This is a genomic window from Nocardioides sp. Root1257 (assembly GCF_001425175.1).
Classification (GTDB): domain Bacteria; phylum Actinomycetota; class Actinomycetes; order Propionibacteriales; family Nocardioidaceae; genus Nocardioides.
The window spans coordinates 237,661-253,601 of sequence record NZ_LMDV01000011.1 but is presented as its reverse complement, the minus strand read 5'-3'; the positions used below and the strand labels follow the sequence as shown (position 1 = coordinate 253,601).

Sequence of the window (15,941 nt, the reverse complement as noted above, 5' to 3'; positions counted from 1 at the left end):
CCGTCTCGTTGGTGCGCTCCACGATGGTCACCGCCTCGGTCGCGACCCGCGCCGCGTCGTTGGCCGACGCGGCGATCTCACGGATCGAGGCACCCATCTCGTCGGCACCCGCAGCCACCGTCTGCACGTTGCGCGACACCTCATCAGCGGCACCCGCGACCACGCCGGCCTGCACCGAGGTCTCCTCAGCACCCGCAGCGATCTGCTGCGACGAGGCCGACAGCTCCTCCGACGCAGCCGCGACGGCATCCGCCGAGCCCTGCACCGCGGTGACGATGCCGGCCACCGAGTCGATCGACTGGTTGAGCGCGTGCTCCAGCTCGCCGAGCTCGGCGGCCGAGGTCTCGTCGGCGCGCTGCGAGAGGTCGCCGCCCGCGAAGGCGGTCAGCACGGCGACGCTGCGGCGCAGCGGGCCCACGATGGAGCGCGCGATGAGCGCGATCAGGGTCACCATCAGCAGCAGTCCGAGGACGCCCGTGACGATGGTGGTCCACAGCACCCGGTTGCGGACCCCGTCCTGGTCGGCGTTGTACGCGTCGGTCGCCGTACGCACGCTGTCGACCGCTGCGTCGATGACTCCGTCGAGCTGCTCCGCGCTCTTCTGGATCTCGTCCAGCTGCCTGCGCGCCGCGGCCTGGTCGGTCAGCGCCGCCTGGACGAACGCCGACGCCTGGGTGATGAAGTCCTCGAAGCCCTTCTGGAAGGCCGCGGAGTCCTCCTCGGACAGCTCGAGCTTGCTGCTCGAGAGGTTCATGCCCTCGAGGCCGTCCATCACGCCCTGGAGCTCGCCGATGTGGGCCTGGAGCTGGTCGGGCACGCCCGACGGGTCCTCGAGGCTGGCCGCCAGGTAGGCGTCGGAGGCGATGCTCTGGGCGACGTGGTCCAGCGACTGGACCATGCCGGTCGCCGCGCCCATCTTGTTCTGCTCGTCCGAGGACGCACGCAGGTCGTTGATCCCCGAGATGGCGACGGCGCCCAGGATCGCCATGGTCAGGCCGCTGATGACGGCGACGGCCGTCAGGCGCCGTGCGACCGACCAGCTGCGAAGGCGGTTCATGGTGTGTCCTCGTTCGAGAGAGTGATGGTCTGGAGGGATCAGGCCCGCTGGAAGCGGGAGATCTGGCTGCGCAGCTCGGCGGACATGCCCGCGAGCTCGTCGATGGCGGAGCGGGACTGCGACAACGCCTGCGTGGTCGCCTGCGCCGCACCCGAGACACCCGAGATGTTCGCGGCGATCTCACCCGAACCACTCGACGCCTCAGCCACGTTGCGCGACATCTCGTTGGTCGTCGCGGTCTGCTCCTCCACCGCCGAGGCGATGGTCAGCTGGTAGTCGTTGATCGAGGTGATGATCGTCGAGATCTCACCGATCGCCTCCACCGCNGTCGTCGCGGTCTGCTCCTCCACCGCCGAGGCGATGGTCAGCTGGTAGTCGTTGATCGAGGTGATGATCGTCGAGATCTCACCGATCGCCTCCACCGCACCGGTCGTGTCGCCCTGGATCGCCTCGACCCGACGAGCGATGTCCTCGGTCGCCCGCGCAGTCTCCTGCGCCAGCTCCTTGACCTCGTTCGCGACGACCGCGAAGCCCTTGCCGGCCTCACCAGCACGAGCCGCCTCGATCGTCGCGTTCAGCGCCAACAGGTTCGTCTGCTCCGCGATCGAGGTGATCACCTTGACCACGTTGCCGATCTCCTGGCTCGACGTACCCAGCTTCGCCACCGTCTCGTTGGTCACCTCGACCATCGACACCGCCTGCGAGGCCACGCGGGCCGCTTCGTTCGCCGAGTGCGCGATCTCGCGGATCGAGGCACCCATCTGCTCAGCACCCGCGGCCACGGTCTGCACGTTGCGCGACACCTCATCGGCCGCACCCGCCACGACATCGGCCTGCACCGAGGTCTCCTCAGCACCCGCAGCGATCTGCTGCGAGGAGGCCGACAGCTCCTCCGACGCAGCCGCGACGGCATCCGCTGAGCCCACCACGTCGCTGACGATGCGCGACACCGAGTCGATCGACCGGTTCAGCGAGATCTCCAGCTCACCGAGCTCGGCGGCGGACTTCTCCTCCACCCGCTGGGTGAGGTCACCGCCCGCGAAGGCGGTCAGGGCGTCGATGCTGCGCCGCAGCGGCCGGGTGATCGACCGGGTGATCAGGAACGCGAGCGCGACCAGCGCGACGAGGCCCAGGAGTGCCGAGAGCAGCAGCAGGAACATGGCGTGGCTCCGGGTGCTGTCGGCCTCCTTCGCCTTGGCGTCCGTGGACGTCTCGATCTGATCGATCGCGCCAGAGAGCAGGTCGTCCATCTGGTCGTTCGCCGCCTGCACGTCCTCGACGTTCTTGCGCGCGGCGGCCTGGTCGGCCACCGCCGAGTCGACGAAGTCGGCGATGGTCTGCCCGTAGGCCACCCACGCCTGGTCGAACTGGTCGGCCTGCTCCTGGGCGGCGCCGAGGTCGAGGTCCTTGAGCTGGTTCACCAGGTCGGTCACCGTCGCGTTGTCGTCGACGACGTCCTGGGGCAGGCTCGAGTTGTCGGGGTACGCGACGGCCTTGAGCCCGTCGACCTTGAGCTCGCTCGAGCGGGTGTCGAGGGCGTGCATCAGGGTGCGCGCGTCCTCCCACTTGGCGAGCTCGGTGGCGTCGGCGTCGAGACCGCGGAAGCCCGCGAGGGCGACGCCGGCGACGACGGCAGAGGTCGCGGCGCCGATGACGGCGATCGCGGCGAGCCGGCGGCCCACCGTCCAGGTGATGTTCAGGGACATGGCTGTTCCTCGGGTTGGGTCTGGGAACGCACTCAGGCGGCGACGGCTCTGTCGACGTCGAGTGCGAGCAGGAGCTGGCTGTCGAGCTTGTAGGCGCCGTGCAGGAACTCCCGCGACGGGCCGCTGAGCGTGTCGGGCGGCAGCTCGAACTGGTCGTCGTCGACGTCCATGACCGCACCGATGCTGTCCACGAGCAGGGCGATGGTCTCGCCGGCGACCCGGACCACCACGAGCATCGGCTCGTGGTCGGCGTCCCGGTCGGGGAGGCCGAGCCGCGCCCGCAGCTCGACCGCGCTGAGGACCTGGCCCCGGAGGTTGATCAGGCCCGAGACGCTGTCGGGCGCGAGCGGGATGCGGGTCTGGGGCTGGCCACGGAGGACCTCCTGGACCGCGTTGACCTCGACGCCGAAGAGGCGTCCGTCGAGGGTGAAGGTGACCAGTCGGGTGCTCACATCGTCTCCTGGAGCTCAGCGTCGAACTCGTCGGACGCGGTGTAGAAGGTCGGGTCGGCGGAGAGGATCGCGGCGCGCACGTCGAGGACCTCGACGATCCGGTCGCGGACCAGGGTCGAGCCGAGGACGCCGTGGTCGGTGACCTCAGCGTGGAACTCGGTGTTCTCGTCCACGATGTCGACGATCTCGTCGACGGCGATGGCGACGCTGCGGTCCCCCACCGTGTAGATGACGACCACCAGCTCGTCGCCCTCGCGGTCGCTGATGGCGCCGTAGTAGTTGTTGAGGCGCACCACCGGCAGGATCCCGCCGCGGTACTGCACGACCTCGCGGTTGCCGATGCGCTCGACGGCCGACTGGTCGAAGTTCTCCAGGCGGGTGACCGAGGAGAGCGGGATGGCGACCTTGCGGCCACCACCGAGACCGGCGACCAGCAGGCGCAGGCTCTCGGCCGTGACGGCCCGGGTGTCGTGGTCGTCGGTGTCATCGAGCTCGAGTGCGTCGGCGTTGAGGACGCGGCGGGCCAGGGCCTGCACGTCGAGGATGAGCGCGACCCGACCGTCGCCCAGGATGGTGGCGCCGGAGTAGGTGCCGATCGCCTTCATCTGGGAGCCGAGCGGCTTGACCACGATCTCCTCGGTGCTGAGCACGCGGTCGATGACGAGGCCGAAGCGCTTGCCCTCCGCCTGGAGCACCGCGATGACGACGTGGCCGTCGGAGCGGTCGGACTCGACGCCGAGCACCTCGGCGAGGCGGACGAGCGGGAGCAGGGTGCCGCGGAGGCGGTAGACCGACGCGCCGTTGATGTCCTCGACGGCGTTCGCCGCACGGTCGGCGTCCAGCGACACGAGCTCGAGCAGGCTGACCTGCGGGATCGCGTAGCGGTCGCCGGCGCACTCGACGGTGAGTGCGGGCACGATCGCGAGGGTGAGCGGGATGCGCAGGCGGCACGTCGTACCGCGGCCCACGACCGACTCCACCTCGATGGTGCCGCCGATGCCCTCGATGTTGGTCTTGACGACGTCCATGCCGACACCACGACCGGACACGTTGGTCACGGCGGCGGCGGTCGAGAAGCCGGGCACGAAGATCAGCTGGAGGACGTCGGTGGGCGACATCTGGGCGATCTGCGCCTGGGTGCGGAGGCCGCGCTCGACGGCCTTGGCGGCCACCTTCTCCGAGTCGATGCCGGCACCGTCGTCGCTGACCTCCACGACGACCTGGCCGCCCTGGTGGTAGGCGCGCAGGGTGAGGACACCCTCGGCCGGCTTGCCCGCGGCGACCCGGTCCTCGGGGCTCTCGAGCCCGTGGTCGACGCCGTTGCGGACGAGGTGCGTGAGCGGGTCCTTGACCGCCTCGAGCAGGGTCCGGTCGAGCTCGGTCTCCTTGCCGACCATGGTCAGCGAGACCTGCTTGCCGCAGTTGGCACCGAGGTCGCGGACGACGCGCGGGAGCTTCGACCAGAGGTTGTCGATCGGCTGCATGCGGGTCTTCATGACCCCCTCCTGCAGCTCGCTGGCGATCAGGTTGAGGCGCTGGGAGGAGCGCATCAGGTCGACGTCCTGCTGGTCGCCGGCCTGGCGGACGATCTGGTTGCGGGTGAGCACCAGCTCACCGACCAGACGCATCAGGGTGTCGAGCAGGTCGACGTCGACACGGATCGAGGAGTCGGCGACGGTACGCCGGTGGACCGGGTCCTCGTGCTCGACGACCGGCTCGGCCGCGACGGGGGCCTGGGCGACCGGCACGAGGGCGGGGACGACCGGCGCCTCGGGCACCAGGTCGACGACGGGCTCAGCGACGGGCTCGGGAGCGGGTGCGGCCACCGGCTCGGGGGCCTTCCCGTCCAGGATGGCGGTGATGTGACCGACCACGACGCTCACGTCGGTGTCGCCCTCGCCGCCGGTCTGCTCGATCGTCGCGAGCAGGTCGCGAACGGTGTCGACCATCGCCAGCAGCACGTCGGTCGTCTGCGGGCTCATCGACATCTTGCCGTCGCGCAGCCGGGCGAGCAGGTTCTCGCCGACGTGCGTCACCGACTCCAGCTGACCGAAGGCAAGGAACCCGCTGGTGCCCTTGATCGTGTGGATCGTGCGGAAGATGCTGCCGAGCAGGTCGCGCGAGCCGGGCTCGCGCTCCAGCGCGACCAAGTCGCGGTCGAGCTGGTCCAGGTTCTCGTGGCTCTCCACGAGGAACTCCTGGACGATCTCGTCGATCTCATCCACGGTGCGCTGCCTCTCGTCGTTCGTGCCGTTCGACGGGGCATATCGGCCATCCGCGGGATGACCTGAGCGAACCTCGCTCCGGACCTGGTCAGGTCCTCCTGGTCTGGATCAGCTGTGGGCGGAGGCCCAGAACACGGCGACGCAGACGTTGGCGACCGTGAGCAGCAGCAGGATCGCCCACAGCCCGGTGGCGATGCGCTCCTTGCGGAGGTTCGCCATCACCAGCACGAGGATGACGAGACCGATCAGGCTCTTGACCGCGATCTTGGCGTGGTCGACCGACCCGTCGTCGGCCTCGATCACGCCGACCAGCAGCAGGCCGGCCACGAACGCCGTACCGGCGCCATCACGCATCAGGCCGTTGACGGACTTCTCCGGGCTCCGGGCCTGGACCAGCAGGCCGCCGAAGAGGGCCGCGAAGCCGAGCAGGTGGAGGACGAGCAGCAGGTGGCGCAGGAAGTCCATGCGCTGAGACTAGAGAAGCCTCCGGTCCGACGCCCAGCGGGTGAGCTCGTGGCGCGAGGAGAGCTGGAGCTTGCGCAGCACGCTGGACATGTGGGTCTCGACCGTCTTGATCGAGATGAACAGCTCCTTGGCCACCTCCTTGTAGGCGTAGCCGCGGGCGATCAGCCGCATCACCTCGCGCTCGCGCTCGGTGAGCCGGTCGAGGTCCTCGTCGACGGCCGCGACGTCGATGGAGCCGGAGAACGCGTCCAGCACGAAGCCGGCGAGCCGGGGCGAGAAGACCGCGTCGCCCTCGGCGACCCGGCCGATCGCCTGCACCAGCTCGGGCCCGGTGATCGTCTTGGTGACGTAGCCGCGGGCGCCGCCTCGGATGGTGCCGATGACGTCCTCGGCGGCGTCGCTGACGCTGAGGGCGAGGTAGCGGGTGTCCGGTGAGGCGTTGGACGTGGCCATCCGCCGCATCACCTCGACGCCCCCGCCGCCCGGCAGGTGTACGTCGAGCAGCACCACCTGGGGACGGTGCTCGGTGACCGCCGCGATGGCCTCGTCGACGTCGGCCGCCTCGGCGCGTACGTCGACGAGCCCGCGGCCCGCGCTCTCCAGCTCCGCGCGGACGCCGCGTCGGAACATCGCGTGGTCGTCGACGATCACGACGCTGACCGGCTCACTCATGATTCTCCTCCTGTGCTCGCGCGTCCTGGTGCCGGGTCAGGTGCAGGCGCACCTCGGTCCCCTCGCCGGGCGCGGACCGGACCTCGGCCGAGCCCCCGTGGCGCTGCATCCGGTCGACGATGCTGTTGCGGACGCCGTAGCGGTCGGCCGGCACGGACGTCAGGTCGAAGCCGCGGCCGCGGTCGCGCACGAAGACGTCGACGGCGGTGTCGCCGACCTCGGCGTAGACGTCGACCTTGCCGGTGCCGGCGTGCTTGGCGGCGTTGGTGACGGCCTCGCCGGTGGCGTGCACGATCGGCCGCAGCAGCTCGTCGAGGTCGCAGTCGCCGACGTTGACGACGTCGACCGAGACGGCGTACTCGTCCTCGATCCGGGCCGCGACGCCGCGCAGGGCGCTCGCGACGGTGCGCTCGTCGGTCGACTCACCGGCGTACAGCCACGACCGGAGGTCGCGCTCCTGGGCACGGGCGAGCCGGGCGACCGTGGCGCTGTCGTCGGCGTTCTTCTGGATCAGCGCGAGTGTCTGGAGCACCGAGTCGTGCAGGTGGGCGGCGACGTCGGCGCGCTCCTGGGTGCGCACCCGCTCGGCGCGCTCGTCGCTCAGGTCGGAGGCCAGGCGGTAGATCCACGGCCCGATCACGATCGCCAGCCCCACGACGGTGAGCAGCGCGGCGACGGTCACGTCGCGGGCCATCCCGACGGAGCCGCCGCTGAAGGAGTAGAGCACCAGCGCGAGCACGATCAGGCCGATGCCGGCCGCGACCCGGGCGTACGACGCCCAGCCACCGTCACCGAAGACGACCCGCTTGGGGTTGATCCGGCCCGAGCTGTCCAGCCACCGCTCGCGCTGCGCCTCGTCGGCCTGGCGCCACAGCAGGGCGATGCCGACGATGCCGATCACCAGCGGCCAGAAGACCGCTCCCCGGCCCAGCACGGCCTCCATCAGCAGGATCGCGCCGAGCCCGAGCGCGGCCAGGGCGATCGCCGGGCCGACATCGGTCAGTCGCCGGATCCGGCCGGGTCGGCGGCCGCCACGGGTGGCGCTCTCGATGCCGGGTGCGGCGGTCTCGAAGTGCGCGTCCGACGGGAGCATCCACCACAGCGCGGCGTAGAGGAGCACGCCGGACCCGCCGAGGAACGCGGCGATCACGAAGCCAGCCCGCACCCACAGCACCGGGAACCCGAGGTGGTGGGCGAGCCCGGAGGCGACGCCGCCGAGGATCGGCTCCTGCGTGTCGCGGTAGGCGCGCCGTCCCCCCATCGGGACCGACGCGCCTGCGTCGGCGGTGGCGTGCGTGCTGTTCATGTCGAGGTCAATCGTCACACAGCGGGGCACCCCGGACCATGAGGGCGAACCCCGGCCCGACCCTGACCGCGGCGACCCTCCCCCGGTGCAGGATCAGGGGCGTCCCCGATGGTCCGGGGCCCGCCGAGGCCGCAGTCTTGATGCCATGACCACCACACCACCCGACGCTCCGTCCGGCCCACCGCCGCAGGACCCCACCCGGGACTCCGGCCCCCGCGTCGACCGCGACCAGGTCCGCGACCTCGGCCGGCTGCGCCGCTCCACCACCGACCGCAAGGTCGCGGGCGTCGCGGGCGGCCTCGGACGGCACCTCGACGTCGACCCGCTGATCCTGCGGGTGGCGTTCGTGGTGTTCGTCTTCTTCGGCGGCGCCGGCCTGATCCTGTACGGCGCGTGCTGGCTGCTGGTCCCCGAGGACAACGACGACAAGGCGCCGTTCAACCTCGACGAGCGGACCCGCACGGTCGCGCTGGTCATCGTCGGCGGCGTCGCCGCCCTCGCACTGATCGGCGACTCGTGGGGCGCCTTCTGGTTCCCCTGGCCGATCGCGATCGTCGCCCTGGTCGCCCTGTGGCTGCTGACCCGCAACAGCCCACCCCAGGCCACCACGCCTCCGGCGCAGCCGACGTACGGCGCCACGCCCGGGCCGGCGTACCAGCCCACGGCCTACCAGCCGCCCCCGCCGCCGCTGTCCTACCCGACCCAGCCCACGCCGTACGTCGCGCCGCCCGTGGTGCAGCGTGTCCCGAACCCCCGCAAGCGGGGACCGATCCTCTTCTGGTTCACGCTCGCCCTGATCGCCCTGTGCGAGGGCCTCCTCGGGATGATCGACCTGGCCGGCGCCGACGTCGCCCCGGGCGCCTACCCCGCCCTGGCGGTCGGTATCTGCGGCGCGATGCTGCTGGTCGGCTCGTTCTTCGGCCGGGCCGGCGGGATCATCCTGCTCGGGCTGCTGGCGACCGTCGGTCTCACCGCGGCGACCGCCGCGGACCAGATCGACACGGACTCCTACACCGCGACCCCCACGACGGCGGCCGACGTCGAGTCGGACTACTCGCTCGACGCGGGCGAGCAGCGGATCGACCTGTCGCAGGTGAGCGACATCGACAACCTCGACGGCCGCACCATCACCGTCGACGGCCACGTCGGGACGATCGACGTCACCCTGCCGCCGGGCCTCCGCGCCGACATCGACGCGACCATCGACGGCCCCGGCGACATCAAGCTGTTCGGCGCCGAGGAGAGCGACTGGGGCGTCCAGCAGCACCGCATCGTCGGACCCGTCGACGCGCCCACCATCACGCTGGACCTCAACCTCAGCGTCGGAGAGATCGAGGTGACCCGATGACCATCACAGCCAACGAGCCGAAGAAGCTGTCCGGGCGGCACCCCGTCAACGTCGGCCACCTGGTCATGGGGATCGCCTTCCTCGGCCTGGTCGGCGTCTGGGCCCTGATCCAGACCGACGCCGTCGGCGGCGACGACGTGCGCTGGCTGCTGCCGGTGCCGTGGGTGCTGGCCGGCCTCGCCGGGCTGCTCGCCATCGGCCTCTCGGGCAGCAAGCGCTGGTCGACCCGCCAGGTCGGCTGGGTGCCGCCGGCGCCCGAGGCCACGACCGACACGACCGACACGACCGAGACCACGGCCGAGACCACGACCGAGACCACCGACATCCCTGCAGAAGACCCCACCGACACCACGGTCCTGGAAACCGGGACCGACCACGAGGAGCCCCGATGAACACCACCACCAGCAAGCGCCTGACCCGACGCAGCGACGACCGGATGGTCGCCGGCGTCTGCTCGGGAGTCGCCGACTACGTCGGGCTCGACCCGACCCTGGTCCGGCTGCTGGCCGTCGTGGCGGCCGTCTTCAGCGGCGGCGCGGTGGCCGTCGCCTACATCGCCGCCTGGATCCTGATGCCGGAGGCGTGAAGCCGCCGGGCCTCCAGCGTCGTGTCCGGCTGATCGGTGAAGAGCCCGTCCACCCCTGCGTCGAGGAACGCCTGCGTCTCCTCGATCGAGTCCCCGGGGTCGGACGGGCTCTCGCCGCGTCGGTAGCCGGTCGGCAGGAAGGCGTTCTCGTCGCGCATCGTCCAGACGTGCACCTGCAGCCCGACGGCGTGGGCGTCCGCGACCAGCGACGACGGGTCGCCGATCGTCCCGAGCCCGGGGTGCCGGGGCAGCACCAGGTCCTTCGCGACACCGACCGCGTCGGCCCACCGGGCCACCCGTCGCAGGCCGGTCGAGGTCACCAGGTCGACTCGTCCGGTGGCCTCGACCAGCTGGACCAGCGGCAGTCCGGTGCGTGACCGGAGCCACTGGAGATTCTCGGGCTCGAACGACTGGATGAAGACCGGCGCCTCCGGGTCGCCGTACCCGTGCACCGCCAGGGTGTCGAGCAGCGGCTCCTCCAGCGCGAGCCCGATGGCGTCGAAGTACGACGGGTGCTTGGTCTCGGGGTAGACGCCGATCTCACGCCCGAGGCGCTCGGACTCGGCGGTCACGAGGCCGAGGATCTCCTCGAAGGTCGGGATGTCGTAGCGCCCGTCGAAGCGGGTGTTCTGGGGCCGGATCTCCGGCAGCCGCTCCACCGCGCGCAGGGTCTTGAGCTCGGCGAGCGTGAAGTCCTCGACGAACCAGCCCGACACCTGGCGGCCGTCGATCTCCTTGGTCGTCAACCGGTCGGCGAACTCGCCGCGCCGACCGACGTTCGTGGTCCGGCTGATCTCGGCCTCGTGCCGGGCGACCAGCACGCCGTCCTTGGTGGAGACCAGGTCCGGTTCGACGTAGTCCGCGCCGAGGGCGATCGCCAGCCGGTACGACGCGAGCGTGTGCTCGGGTCGGTACCCGGAGGCGCCGCGATGCGCGATGACGAGGGGCTGCACCATGGACTGGGCCGGTCGCATGCCCCCAGCACAACCGGGACCGGTGTCCGTGGGGCGGGTAGGACATGAACCCCAGGTGAAGCCGGCCGGTACGACTCGACCGGGCAGGATGGGCGCATGACGACGCCGAGCCTGGGACGCCTCGAGACCGTGCCCGCCCTGGACCGACCCGACCTGCTGGCCGAGCCGGTGGCCACCGCCCTCACGGGCTGGACGCATGCGCGTGAGGTCGGGGTGGTCGAGATCGACCCCGAGATCGCGGACACCGCGGCGATGTCGGCGGCGTACGACCTCGGCCTGGACACCGGCGCCAACTGCGTCGTCGTGGGCGGGCGGCGCGACGGCGAGGAGCGGGTCGCGGCCTGCCTGGTGCGCGCGGACACCCGTGCCGACGTCAACAACGTCGTGAAGCGCGCGCTCGACGTGCGCAAGGCGTCGTTCCTGGCGATGGACCGGGCGGTCGAGGAGTCGGGCATGGAGTACGGCGGGATCACCCCCGTCGGACTGCCCGGCGGCTGGCGGCTGCTGGTCGACCCGCGGGTGCTGGACATCGAGGTCGCGGTGATCGGCTCCGGCGTACGCCGTTCCAAGCTGCTGATCCCCGGCCGGCTCGCCGCCGACCTGCCCGGCGCCGAGGTAATCGAGGGACTGGCGGGCTGATCCTGCGCCAGACTCCTCCCATGAAGGTGGTGTGGCTGGTCGCGGTGGCGCTGCTGGCCGCCGGCTGCTCGTCGAGCGAGGGCCCGTCCGCGAACGCGCCGGAGCCCTCGCCGTCCCGCTCGATCCGCACCCTCAGCCCGCTGCCGATGCCGACCCAGCCACCACCGACCGGCAGGCTGCTCGCCGACATGCGTCAGTCGTCGCGCGACGCCGCCGCCGGGCGGATGGAGGTCTGGATCGACAACGACACCGCGGACCAGATCACGCCGACCCGGATCACCTACCGCGACCCGCGCTACCGCACGCCGCTGCCGGGCACCCGGCTGCGGCCGGTCCCGTCGCAGTCCGAGCGCGGCTTCCAGTTCCTGCTCCCGCGGCTGCCGGCGTGCGACCACCCGCGGGGCAGCGGGACCGTCACCGTCACGTACGGCGGGACGACGACCACCCTGCCCGTCGAGGACGAGACGAACGTCGCCGGCCGGTTCACCTCCGCCCGCTGCCTGGAGCTCGCGATCGCGAAGGTCGCGGACCTCTCCTGGGACGACGACGTCGACTTCAGCGGCAAGGTCGGCGACCCCGCCACGCTGACCCTCGTCGTACGACCGACCGGCACGGCGGGCGCGACGCTCACCATCGACACCGTCTCCGGCACCCCGATCATCGCCCCGGTCGGCGCCGACGTCTGGCGCCCCGACGTGACGATCCGCGGCACCGACGCACCCTCCCGGGTCGAGCTGCCGATGAAGCCGAACCGGTGCGACGACCACGCGTTCCAGGAGTCCGGCGGCGCCACGGCCTTCAAGATCGGGCTGCACCTCGACGGCAGGCCTGGACAGATCACGCTCCGGATGAGCACGGCCGGCGCGAAGAACGCGATCGACTTCGCCAAGGGCTCCTGCGGCAACCTCGACACCGTGTCGGGTGGCGGGTGACCGCCGTCACCGCGAAAACAATTCGCTGACGAAGGGCTTCTCTCCGTAGCGTGGGCCGGGTGCGCCAGCTCCCCCTCGACCACCCCGGTACGCCGGAGACCCGCACCCCCGGCGCGTTCCTGTGGTGGATGGCGCGCCGGCAGTGGCCGACGCTCGCGGGCGGCATGTTCTTCGGCATCGTCTGGATGAGCGCGCAGGCCGTGATGCCCGCCGTGATCGGCCACGCGATCGACGACGGTGTCGCCGCGAAGGACCGCGGCGCGCTCCTCGAGTGGGCCGCCGTGCTGTTCGGGATCGGCCTGGTGCAGGCCGGCGCCGGCATCATGCGGCACCGCTTCGCCGTCACGAACTGGCTGATCGCGGCCTACCGCGTCGTCCAGCTGGTCACCCGCCAGGCGACCCGCCTCGGCGGGACCCTGCCGCGCAAGGTCTCGACCGGCGAGGTCGTGGCGATCGGCACCAACGACCTCTCCCACATCGGCCAGGTCATGGACGTCTCCGCGCGCTTCGCCGGGGCGGTCGTGTCGTTCTTCGTCGTCTCGGCGATCCTGCTGCGCACCTCGGTGACGCTCGGCCTGGTCGTGCTCGTCGGCGTCCCGCTGCTGATGGTCGGCGTCGCGCCGATCCTCGGGCCGCTCCAGCGCCGCAGCGCGCACCAGCGCCACCTGATGGGCAGGCTCTCCAACACGGCCAGCGACATCGTCGGCGGCCTGCGGGTGCTGCGCGGCATCGGCGGCGAGCAGGTCTTCGCCGACCGCTACCGCCGCGAGTCGCAGACCACCCGGACCGCGGGCGTCCAGGTCGCCAAGCTCCAGTCGGTGCTCGACGCGCTGCAGGTCTTCCTGCCCGGCCTCTTCGTCGTGGTCGTCGTCTGGCTCGGCGCGCGGTACGCCGTGCAGGGCACGATCAGCCCCGGCGAGCTGGTCGCGTTCTACGGCTACTCGGCGTTCCTGATGATCCCGCTGCGCACGGCGACCGAGTACGCCAACAAGGTGATCCGCGCCCGGGTGGCCGCGGCCCGCATCGTGCACGTGCTGGCCCTGGAGCCGGACGTCGCCGTCCCCGCCGAGATCGCTCCCTCGCCGGCCGTCGGCTCGGACCTGGTCGACGCCCGCACCGGCCTCACCGTGCGCGCCGGGCAGCTCACCGCGATCGTCAGCGAGCAGCCCGACGACTCCGCCGAGCTCGCCGACCGGCTCGGGATGACCGCGTCGCCCGTCGACACGGAGGTCAGCCTGGGCGGCGTCCCCCTCACCTCGCTGCACCCCGACGAGGTCCGCGCGCGCATCGTCGTCTCCGACACGGGCGCGATGTTCTTCTCCGGTCCGCTCGGCGCCGGCCTCGACCTCTCCGGGCACGGCGACGTCGCCCGGGCGCTCGACACCGCCTCCGCCGACGACGTGCTCGACGCCCTGCCCGATCGGCTGGAGACGATCGTCGCCGAGCGCGGTCGCAGCTTCTCCGGCGGTCAGCGGCAGCGGCTGGTGCTCGCCCGCGCGCTCGCGACCGACCCGGAGGTGCTCGTGCTCGTCGAACCGACGTCGGCCGTCGACGCCCACACGGAGGCCCGGATCGCGTCGCGGCTGCGCCACCACCGCGCCGGCCGTACGACGGTCGTCACCTCGACCAGCCCCCTCATGCTGGACGCCGCGGACGTCGTCGCGTTCCTCGACGGCGGGCGGGTCGTGGCCACCGGCACCCACGCCCAGCTGCTCGAGACCGACCCGGCCTACCGCCGCGTGGTCACCCGCGAGTCCGAGGCGGACCTGGCCGTCAGCGAGGTCGCCCGATGAGCACCCATCTCCCCGTCGCCGACACCCGCACGGTCCGGACGTACGTCGGCACGCTCGCCCGCCGCCACCCGAAGATGCTGTACGGCGCCCTCGCGCTGCACGTCTCCGCGGCGGTCGCCGGCCTGGCCGCGCCCCGCCTGCTGGGCGGCCTCGTCGAGGCCGTCGAGCAGGGCACGACCACCCACCACGTCGACATGATCATCGGGCTGCTCGCGGTCTTCCTGGTCGCGCAGACGATCCTGACCCGCTTCGCCCGCTACCTCAGCCAGGTGCTCGGCGAGCAGGTGCTGGCGGAGCTTCGCGAGGACTTCGTCGACAACACGCTCGCGCTGCCGGTCGGCGTCGTGGAGGACGCCGGCTCCGGCGACCTGCTGACCCGGACCAGCCGTGACGTCGACCAGCTCGGCTGGTCGGTGCGGATGGCGCTGCCCGAGTGGACGATCGCCGTCGTCACCGCCGTCCTCACCTTCGTCGCCGCGATCAGCGTCGGCTGGTGGGTGGCGCTGCCGTGCCTGCTCGGCGTCCCGCCGCTGGTGATCGGGCTGCGCTGGTACCTCAAGCGCGCCAAGGACGGCTACCTGCGCGAGAGCGCGACGTACTCCCAGATCAACGCCACCCTCACCGAGACCGTCGAGGGCGCCCGCACGGTGGAGGCCCTCGGCCTCGGCCAGCGCCGCATCGACGCCAGCGACGACGACATCCACAAGTCCTACCTCGCGGAGCGCTACACCCTCTACCTGCGCACGGTCTTCTTCCCCAACATGGAGATCGCCTACCTGATCCCGACGGTGGCGACGCTGCTCTTCGGCGGCTACCTCTACACGCAGGGCCAGGTCTCGCTCGGCGCCGTCACCGCAGCCACGCTCTACGTGCAGATGCTGATCGACCCGGTCGACCGGATCGTCTCGATCCTCGACGAGCTCCAGCTCGGCGCCGCGTCGCTCGCGCGGCTGCTCGGCGTCGCGCAGGTCCCCGACGACCGCGAGGTCAGCGGCCGCGAGCCCACCGGCGAGCAGATCGCCGCCGACGACGTGCGCTTCTCGTACGTCGAGGGGCGCGACGTCCTGCACGGCGTCGACCTCGACGTCGGGGTCGGCGAGCGGATCGCCATGGTCGGCCCGTCGGGCGCCGGCAAGTCCACGCTCGGTCGGCTGCTCGCCGGCATCCACCCGCCGCGCACCGGCTCGGTCACGGTCGGCGGGGTGGGCCTCACCGAGCTCCCGCTCGACGACCTGCGCGGCCACGTCGCGCTGGTCACCCAGGAGCACCACGTGTTCGTGGGCTCGGTGCGCGAGAACCTCGTCCTCGCACGCCCCGGCTCCTCCGACGACCAGGTCCGCGAGGCGCTGGACGCCGTCGACGCCCTCGACTGGGTCGAGGCGCTGCCAGACGGCCTCGACACCGAGGTCGGCTCGGGCGGCCGGGCGGTCACGGCGGCGCAGGCGCAGCAGATCGCGCTGGCCCGCCTGGTGCTCGCCGACCCGCACACCCTCGTCCTCGACGAGGCCACCTCGCTGATCGACCCGCGCGCAGCCCGGCACCTCGAGCGCTCGCTGGCCGCCGTGCTCGAGGGACGCACCGTCATCGCGATCGCGCACCGCCTCTTCTCGGCCCACGACGCCGACCGGGTGGCCGTGGTCGAGGACGGCCGGATCGCCGAGCTCGGCTCCCACGACGAGCTGGTCGAGGCGGGCGGCTCGTACGCGGCACTCTGGGACAGCTGGCACGGTCGCAGCGGGGCCTGACAACCTTTCGGCACCTCCAGCGCGTTCCGGGGCTGGAAGGA

General features: G+C 71.8%; 15 protein-coding genes and 1 pseudogene. 7 read left to right on the top strand and 9 right to left on the bottom strand.

What is annotated here, in order from left to right:
* The 8 genes and pseudogenes from ASC77_RS21640 to ASC77_RS21610 form a co-directional block, all read right to left on the bottom strand.
* The coding region (locus ASC77_RS21640) for a methyl-accepting chemotaxis protein (protein ID WP_056157751.1) at window positions 1–1,057 on the bottom strand (1,057 nt) is incomplete at its 3' end.
* A 38-nt stretch (window positions 1,058–1,095) separates the two neighbouring features.
* A pseudogene (locus ASC77_RS27650) lies at window positions 1,096–1,383 on the bottom strand (methyl-accepting chemotaxis protein); the annotation flags it as partial.
* A gap of 1 nt (window position 1,384) precedes the next feature.
* A partial coding sequence (locus ASC77_RS27645) for a methyl-accepting chemotaxis protein (RefSeq protein WP_235565258.1) occupies window positions 1,385–2,217 on the bottom strand: 833 nt, incomplete at its 3' end.
* Window positions 2,218–2,795: 578 nt separating this feature from the next.
* Entirely contained in the window at window positions 2,796–3,215 is a 420-nt protein-coding gene (locus ASC77_RS21630; protein WP_056157745.1) for a chemotaxis protein CheW, read from the bottom strand.
* Window positions 3,212–5,440: a chemotaxis protein CheW gene (locus ASC77_RS21625; protein ID WP_056157743.1), complete on the bottom strand. Its 2,229-nt coding sequence runs from the start codon at window positions 5,438–5,440 to the stop codon at window positions 3,212–3,214. Before ASC77_RS21625 ends, ASC77_RS21630 begins: the two co-directional genes overlap by 4 nt.
* Before the next feature lie 108 nt (window positions 5,441–5,548).
* Window positions 5,549–5,905 (bottom strand): hypothetical protein, encoded by a 357-nt coding sequence (locus ASC77_RS21620; protein ID WP_056157741.1) that lies wholly within the window; start codon window positions 5,903–5,905, stop codon window positions 5,549–5,551.
* Window positions 5,906–5,914: 9 nt separating this feature from the next.
* Window positions 5,915–6,577, bottom strand: a complete 663-nt coding sequence (locus tag ASC77_RS21615) for a response regulator (protein ID WP_056157736.1) — start codon at window positions 6,575–6,577, stop codon at window positions 5,915–5,917.
* Complete coding sequence (locus ASC77_RS21610; protein WP_056157734.1) at window positions 6,570–7,883, bottom strand: ATP-binding protein; 1,314 nt, start codon at window positions 7,881–7,883, stop codon at window positions 6,570–6,572. Before ASC77_RS21610 ends, ASC77_RS21615 begins: the two co-directional genes overlap by 8 nt.
* Window positions 7,884–8,028: 145 nt before the next feature.
* Here ASC77_RS21610 and ASC77_RS21605 point away from each other — a divergent pair, with 145 nt between their 5' ends.
* From ASC77_RS21605 to ASC77_RS21595, 3 genes are read left to right on the top strand one after another with little or no spacing between them, the layout of a single operon-like run.
* On the top strand, window positions 8,029–9,231 hold the full coding sequence (locus tag ASC77_RS21605) for a PspC domain-containing protein (protein ID WP_056157731.1): 1,203 nt from the start codon (window positions 8,029–8,031) through the stop codon (window positions 9,229–9,231).
* Complete coding sequence (locus ASC77_RS21600; protein ID WP_056157728.1) at window positions 9,228–9,623, top strand: hypothetical protein; 396 nt, start codon at window positions 9,228–9,230, stop codon at window positions 9,621–9,623. Before ASC77_RS21605 ends, ASC77_RS21600 begins: the two co-directional genes overlap by 4 nt.
* Entirely contained in the window at window positions 9,620–9,817 is a 198-nt protein-coding gene (locus tag ASC77_RS21595) for a PspC domain-containing protein (RefSeq protein WP_056157725.1), read from the top strand. Before ASC77_RS21600 ends, ASC77_RS21595 begins: the two co-directional genes overlap by 4 nt.
* Here the strand turns inward: ASC77_RS21595 and ASC77_RS21590 are convergent.
* The gene (locus ASC77_RS21590) at window positions 9,781–10,791 is read right to left on the bottom strand and encodes a glycerophosphodiester phosphodiesterase (RefSeq protein ID WP_056157722.1); all 1,011 of its coding nucleotides are present in this window, start codon (window positions 10,789–10,791) and stop codon (window positions 9,781–9,783) included. The genes ASC77_RS21595 and ASC77_RS21590 overlap by 37 nt on opposite strands.
* Window positions 10,792–10,887: 96 nt before the next feature.
* On the opposite strand from ASC77_RS21590, the gene ASC77_RS21585 reads away from it, so the two are divergent.
* Genes ASC77_RS21585 through ASC77_RS21570 form a run of 4 tightly spaced genes read left to right on the top strand, consistent with a single transcriptional unit; the run spans window position 10,888 to window position 15,900 of the window.
* Window positions 10,888–11,430: a YbaK/EbsC family protein gene (locus tag ASC77_RS21585; protein ID WP_056157720.1), complete on the top strand. Its 543-nt coding sequence runs from the start codon at window positions 10,888–10,890 to the stop codon at window positions 11,428–11,430.
* 20 nt (window positions 11,431–11,450) lie between these two features.
* On the top strand, window positions 11,451–12,362 hold the full coding sequence (locus ASC77_RS21580; RefSeq protein WP_056157716.1) for a hypothetical protein: 912 nt from the start codon (window positions 11,451–11,453) through the stop codon (window positions 12,360–12,362).
* Window positions 12,363–12,421: 59 nt separating this feature from the next.
* The gene (locus ASC77_RS21575) at window positions 12,422–14,155 is read left to right on the top strand and encodes an ABC transporter ATP-binding protein (protein ID WP_056157835.1); all 1,734 of its coding nucleotides are present in this window, start codon (window positions 12,422–12,424) and stop codon (window positions 14,153–14,155) included.
* The gene (locus ASC77_RS21570; RefSeq protein ID WP_056157712.1) at window positions 14,152–15,900 is read left to right on the top strand and encodes an ABC transporter ATP-binding protein; all 1,749 of its coding nucleotides are present in this window, start codon (window positions 14,152–14,154) and stop codon (window positions 15,898–15,900) included. The genes ASC77_RS21575 and ASC77_RS21570 overlap by 4 nt, the downstream gene beginning before the upstream one ends.
* Window positions 15,901–15,941 lie beyond the last annotated feature (41 nt).

What these genes read in the sequence shown, in the direction of transcription:
- ASC77_RS21620 (WP_056157741.1), bottom strand. Translation starts at nt 5,905, where the DNA reads ATGGACTTCCTGCGCCACCTGCTGCTCGTCCTCCACCTGCTCGGCTTC.
- ASC77_RS21615 (WP_056157736.1), bottom strand. Translation starts at nt 6,577, where the DNA reads ATGAGTGAGCCGGTCAGCGTCGTGATCGTCGACGACCACGCGATGTTC.
- ASC77_RS21610 (WP_056157734.1), bottom strand. Translation starts at nt 7,883, where the DNA reads ATGAACAGCACGCACGCCACCGCCGACGCAGGCGCGTCGGTCCCGATG.
- ASC77_RS21605 (WP_056157731.1), top strand. Translation starts at nt 8,029, where the DNA reads ATGACCACCACACCACCCGACGCTCCGTCCGGCCCACCGCCGCAGGAC.
- ASC77_RS21600 (WP_056157728.1), top strand. Translation starts at nt 9,228, where the DNA reads ATGACCATCACAGCCAACGAGCCGAAGAAGCTGTCCGGGCGGCACCCC.
- ASC77_RS21595 (WP_056157725.1), top strand. Translation starts at nt 9,620, where the DNA reads ATGAACACCACCACCAGCAAGCGCCTGACCCGACGCAGCGACGACCGG.
- ASC77_RS21590 (WP_056157722.1), bottom strand. Translation starts at nt 10,791, where the DNA reads ATGCGACCGGCCCAGTCCATGGTGCAGCCCCTCGTCATCGCGCATCGC.
- ASC77_RS21585 (WP_056157720.1), top strand. Translation starts at nt 10,888, where the DNA reads ATGACGACGCCGAGCCTGGGACGCCTCGAGACCGTGCCCGCCCTGGAC.
- ASC77_RS21580 (WP_056157716.1), top strand. Translation starts at nt 11,451, where the DNA reads ATGAAGGTGGTGTGGCTGGTCGCGGTGGCGCTGCTGGCCGCCGGCTGC.
- ASC77_RS21570 (WP_056157712.1), top strand. Translation starts at nt 14,152, where the DNA reads ATGAGCACCCATCTCCCCGTCGCCGACACCCGCACGGTCCGGACGTAC.